At 64.6% G+C, this 4028-nt stretch carries 4 protein-coding genes and 1 pseudogene; 2 read left to right on the top strand and 3 right to left on the bottom strand.

What is annotated here, in order from left to right; genetic code table 11:
* A pseudogene (locus VGP39_RS16735) lies at nucleotides 1-326 on the bottom strand (Enamidase); the annotation flags it as partial.
* Nucleotides 327-798: 472 nt separating this feature from the next.
* On the opposite strand from VGP39_RS16735, the gene maiA reads away from it, so the two are divergent.
* Together maiA and VGP39_RS16725 are read left to right on the top strand one after the other, a co-directional pair.
* The gene (gene maiA / locus VGP39_RS16730; RefSeq protein WP_327569218.1) at nucleotides 799-1458 is read left to right on the top strand and encodes a maleylacetoacetate isomerase; all 660 of its coding nucleotides are present in this window, start codon (nucleotides 799-801) and stop codon (nucleotides 1456-1458) included.
* 157 nt (nucleotides 1459-1615) lie between these two features.
* A complete protein-coding gene (locus tag VGP39_RS16725; RefSeq protein ID WP_327569217.1) occupies nucleotides 1616-2869 on the top strand; it encodes a flavin-dependent oxidoreductase in 1254 nt (417 codons plus the stop codon).
* Nucleotides 2870-3012: 143 nt separating this feature from the next.
* Here VGP39_RS16725 and VGP39_RS16720 read toward each other — a convergent pair whose 3' ends face one another.
* Together VGP39_RS16720 and VGP39_RS16715 are read right to left on the bottom strand one after the other, a co-directional pair.
* A complete protein-coding gene (locus VGP39_RS16720) occupies nucleotides 3013-3468 on the bottom strand; it encodes a cupin domain-containing protein (RefSeq protein ID WP_327569216.1) in 456 nt (151 codons plus the stop codon).
* 22 nt (nucleotides 3469-3490) lie between these two features.
* Nucleotides 3491-4028 (bottom strand): ABC transporter substrate-binding protein (locus VGP39_RS16715; RefSeq protein ID WP_327569215.1); only part of this gene is annotated, 538 nt, incomplete at its 5' end.

Genomic DNA, 4028 nt, shown 5'->3' with positions numbered 1-4028 from the left:
GCCGAGATCATGGTGGTGACGCCGCCGTTGAGAAAGCTGTCGATCCAGCCGATCTGGTTCTGCCGCGGCGTCCAGTCGCCGGCGACGGGGTGGACGTGGCTGTCGATCAGCCCCGGCGCCACCGTGGTGCCGTTGGCGTCGACGAGCGTGGTGGCGCCCGCGGTGTCGACCTCCTTGGCGCGGCCGATCGCGGTGATCTTGCCGTTCTCGGCAACGATGGTGTCGGCATCGAGAATCGGCGCCTCCAAAGCGCCCGACAGCAGCAGCCCGATATTGCGGATCACCAGCTTGCTCGGTCCGGTGCTTACGGGCGCGTCTTGGGCCATGGATTTTGTCCTTTTTTTCAGGCGTTCGGGGTCAACTTGACCCCGGCTTGATGAAAGGATCAAGCCGGATTATTCACTTGTATACGAATGAATGTGCCCGAAGGTGCGGCGTGAAATGCGAGCGCGCCACAAGCACCGCGTCATACGCGGGCTTGACCGGCGTATCCATCGCTCTTCAGCGTGATCAAGGATCCGATAGGCGAGTTCGGCGACGCCGCGGCAGCCGTGCAGCATCCTGTCCTGAAACACCGTCGCTCCCGCCCCGGTATCGTCATCCTGAGGTGCTCGCCGTTCTTCACGGCGAGCCTCGAAGGATGCGGCCACGAGCGCATGCGGCCCATCCTTGGAGACGCCGCGCAAGCGCGCGGCTCCCCGGGGATGACGGCGGTGGTTGCGTCGACATCTGGCTCGCGCGCCCCGCGCAATTCTCGTGTATGAGTTGGATCCGGACGAATTGAACAGGATTTCCCCCATGAGCATCACCGTCTACGGCTTCTGGCGATCGATCGCCTCGTTCCGCGTCCGCGTCGCGCTGAAACTCAAGGGGCTGCCGTTCGAGGAAATCCCGGTCGACATACTCTCGGGCGAGCAGTTCCAGCCGGATTACGCGGCGGTGAGCGCCGAGCGCGTGGTGCCGACCTTCATTCACGACGGCCATTCGATCTTCCAGTCGCTGGCGATCATCGAATATCTCGAAGCACTGCAGCCCGAGCCGCGGCTGATCCCGCTCGATGTCAAAGAAAAGGCCTACGCAAAATCGCTGGCGCTGGTGACGGTGGCGGACGCGCATCCCTTGGTGACGCCGCGGGTGCGCAATCACCTCGCCAAAACGTTCGGCGCCGATGCAGAAGCGATCGAGGCGTGGGGCCGGCACTGGACCACCGAGGGGCTTGCGACCTATGAGCGCCTGCTCGCGCAGCGTCCGGCCGCGCCGTTTGCGCTGGGGGCGGAGCCCGGACTTGCGGATATCTGCATCGCGGGGCAGGTGGTGACGGCGCAATACGTAAAACTCGGGCTGGACGATTTTCCGGCGGTGGCGAAGTTGGCCGAGCACTGCTTCAAGCTGCCGGCGTTCGCGACCTCGCATCCGTACGAGCAGCCGGGATACAAGGCGGCACGCGCGGCGCATTAATTCTATCCTTCGGCCTTGCCGCGCCATGGCGAGGACAGGATGACTCCATGCTGCGGAGAGGATAGTCTGTTCGAGACAGCCGGCACGCGGCGTTAACCATCGCGCGTGGTGTCGGCGCAAGGCTTGGGCGCGAGGCTTGGCGAAGCGGAGTTGCGTGATGAAGGCGATCATCGTCGGCGGCGGCATCGGAGGGCTTACCACGGCGCTGATGCTGCGCGCCCGCGGCATCGACAGCGAATTGTTCGAACAGTCCGACACCATCCGCGAACTCGGCGTCGGCATCAACACGCTGCCCCATGCGATCCGCGAACTGGCCGGCCTCGGCCTGCTCGATGCGCTCGACGCGGTCGCCATCCGCACCGACGAATTGTATTATCTGAGCCGCCACGGCCAGGAAGTCTGGCGCGAGGCGCGTGGGCTCGATGCCGGCCACGACGTGCCGCAATTCTCGATCCACCGCGGCCGGCTGCAAAGCGTGATCCACCGCGCGGTCGAGGCGCGACTCGGCGCCGACGCAATCCATACCGGCTGCCGGCTCGGCGCGTTCACCCAGGACGAGGGCGGCGTCAGCGCATATTTCTTCGACCGCGCCGGCGCGCATGTCAAAACCGCGCGCGGCGATATTCTCGTCGGCGCCGACGGCATCCATTCGCGGGTGCGCGAGACGCTGTTTCCCGGCGAAGGCCCGCCATGCTGGAACGGCCTGATGCTGTGGCGCGGTGCGCGCGACTGGCCGGTGTTTTTGACCGGAAAATCGATGATCGTGGCCGGCGGCCTCAACGCCAAGCTCGTGGTCTATCCGATCGCGGAAGGATCCAGCGCCGCGAGCCGGCTGACCAACTGGGCCGTGCTGGTCAAGGTCGGCGACGGCAACGCAGCTCCGCCGCGCCGCGAGGATTGGTCGCGGCCGGGCAAGCGCGAAGAACTGATGCCGCATGTGGCGCGGTTCAACGTGCCGCATGTCGACGTGCGAAGCCTGATCTCGGCGACCCCTGAATTTTACGAATATCCAACCTGCGACCGCGACCCCCTGCCGTATTGGTCGAGCGGGCGCGTCACGCTGCTCGGCGACGCCGCGCATCCGATGTATCCGGTGGGATCGAACGGCGCCTCGCAGGCGATCCTGGACGCCCGTGCGCTGGCCGACGCGCTGGCGCGCTCGGAACATCCGCGCCAGGCACTGGTTGCCTACGAGCAGAAGCGCCTGCCGATGACTGCCGAGATCGTGCGCGCGAACCGCCGCGGCGGCCCGGAAGGCGTGATCGACGCCGTCGAGCAGCTGGCGCCGGACGGATTCGACAACATCGAAAACGTGCTCGGCTATTCGCAACGCGAAGCGATCGTGCGCGGCTACGCCAGCAAGGCGGGCTTTGCCGCGACGGGACCGGCGCTGGCCGCGGTGCGGGGATAGGCACGATATTTCCACGAGTCGTCCCCGCCAAGGCGGGGACCCATACGCCGTGTCGTTTCAATTGAAGCGAGGCCGTTGCAACGCCCTGCGCAAATACCAGCGTCAGGGGTTATGGGTCCCCGGCTTCGCGGTGACGACCAAGGTCACGCCCCCGGCGGCGGCGGCAGGAAGTGGATGTTGTGTTCGGCGGCGAGCGCCACGACTTCCTCGGGCTTCTGTTCCTTCATGTTGTGGATGCTCCAGAACAGGTCGTACAGTTTTCGCGTCGGCGACACCCAGAACAATGTCTTTGCGGTCTGGCCCGACTTGTTGAAAATGCCGTGCGGAATACCCATCGGCAGCCGCACCAGGTCGCCTGGGGTCGCCGAGGTATCCGCGCCCGCCAGCATGAAATCCAGTTTTCCTTCCAGGATGTAGAGATATTCGTCCTGGTCGGGATGGATGTGCGGCGGCACGAAGGTGTCCGGCGGAAAGGTGGCGTGCCACGAAAACGAATGCTCGCTGCAGTGTTTCGGCACATAGGTCTGGCCCAGGATGTTCCAGCTGATTCCCTGCATGCCTTCATTGGCCCGGGTGATGCCGGCGGTTTCAGTCTTCATCGCGTTGTTCCTTTTAAGTTGTTCAGTTGCCGGGCACGCAGTCCCTGGCGTAACGGTCGCCGTAATTCGTAAACACTTTTTCGGCGATCTCGGTCTGGAACTTTCCGTCTGGCCGCTTTGCCACCTTGGTCAGATAAAAGTCCTGGATCGGGTAGCCGTTGGTGTTGAACTTGAAGCCGCCGCGCAGCGAGGAGAAATCGGCCTTCTTCAGCGCCGCGCTCACCGCGTCCTTGTTCGACAGGTCGCCCTTCACCGCCTTGACCGCGCTGTCGATCAGCATCGCCGCGTCATAGGCCTGAAAGGCATAGGTGCCGGGCACCGAGTTGTAGGCGGCTTCATAGGCCGCGACGAATTTCCTGTTCTGCGGATTGTCGAGATTGGGCGCCCAGTTCGAGCCGCCGAACATGCCGATCGCCGCGTCCTGCTGCGCCGGCAGCGTCGATTCATCGACCGTGAACGCCGAAAGCACCGGAATCTTGTCGGCAAGGCCGGCCTGACTGTACTGCTTGACCAGCGTGACCCCCATGCCGCCGGGCATGAAGGTGAACACGGCGTCGGGC

The sequence above is a fragment of the Bradyrhizobium sp. genome, from assembly GCF_036009065.1.
In the GTDB taxonomy this organism is placed as follows: domain Bacteria; phylum Pseudomonadota; class Alphaproteobacteria; order Rhizobiales; family Xanthobacteraceae; genus Bradyrhizobium.
This window is presented reverse-complemented; position numbering and strand designations above follow the sequence as displayed.

Excerpts from the sequence above, each read along its gene's own strand:
- VGP39_RS16725 (WP_327569217.1), top strand. The coding sequence starts at position 1,616 with ATGAAGGCGATCATCGTCGGCGGCGGCATCGGAGGGCTTACCACGGCG.
- maiA (WP_327569218.1), top strand. The coding sequence starts at position 799 with ATGAGCATCACCGTCTACGGCTTCTGGCGATCGATCGCCTCGTTCCGC.
- VGP39_RS16720 (WP_327569216.1), bottom strand. The coding sequence starts at position 3,468 with ATGAAGACTGAAACCGCCGGCATCACCCGGGCCAATGAAGGCATGCAG.